At 43.4% G+C, this 715-nt stretch carries 1 protein-coding gene; it reads left to right on the top strand.

Annotation, left to right across the window (positions count from 1 at the left end; translation table 11 throughout):
- Nucleotides 1-135 precede the first annotated feature (135 nt).
- The coding region (locus R7044_RS25420; protein WP_225456022.1) for a metallophosphoesterase at nt 136-715 on the top strand (580 nt) is incomplete at its 3' end.

Below are 715 nucleotides of genomic sequence, written 5' to 3'. Positions count from 1 at the left end.
GTTACTGATGAATTTGTTATTGCTAAACAATGCATCATAATTATGAAATCAATGTGTTAGGGTGCGCGTGGTTTTCAAATAGCTCTAATGTTTGAAAATGTGCATCAGTAATCCCGATAAGAAAAAGGAAAAAAAATGAATCAGCGTCTGATTATCAAAACCGCTTTGAGTGCCGCTATTTTGGCCTCGCTGGCTGGATGTGCTTCGCAACCTGCTCATGAATGGAATGCAGATACCACTTATAAATTGACTGTCTTACACACCAACGATCACCACGGTCGTTTTTGGCAGAATAAACACGGTGAGTACGGCATGGCCGCGCGCAAGACGTTGATCGATGATCTGCGTGATGAAATTCAAGCAGAAGGAGGCAGCGTGCTGTTGCTGTCTGGTGGTGATATTAATACCGGCGTTCCTGAATCTGATTTACAAGACGCTGAACCAGATTTCAAAGGCATGAGTAAGATTGGTTACGACGCGATGGCGTTAGGTAATCACGAATTTGATAATCCGCTAGACGTGCTATTCAAACAGCAAGATTGGGCTAACTTCCCAATGCTGTCAGCCAACATCTACGACAAAAAAACGGGCAAGCGTTTATTCCAACCTTACGCGATGTTCAATAAGCAAGGCATTAAAATTGCGGTTATTGGTCTGACAACAGAAGATACCGCGAAGTTGGGAAATCCTGAGTTTATCGGTCAAGTGGACTTCC

Source organism: Vibrio sp. 1402, from assembly GCF_033340275.1.
The sequence above is the reverse complement of the archived record's forward strand: the minus strand, read 5'-3'. Positions and strand labels throughout refer to the sequence as shown.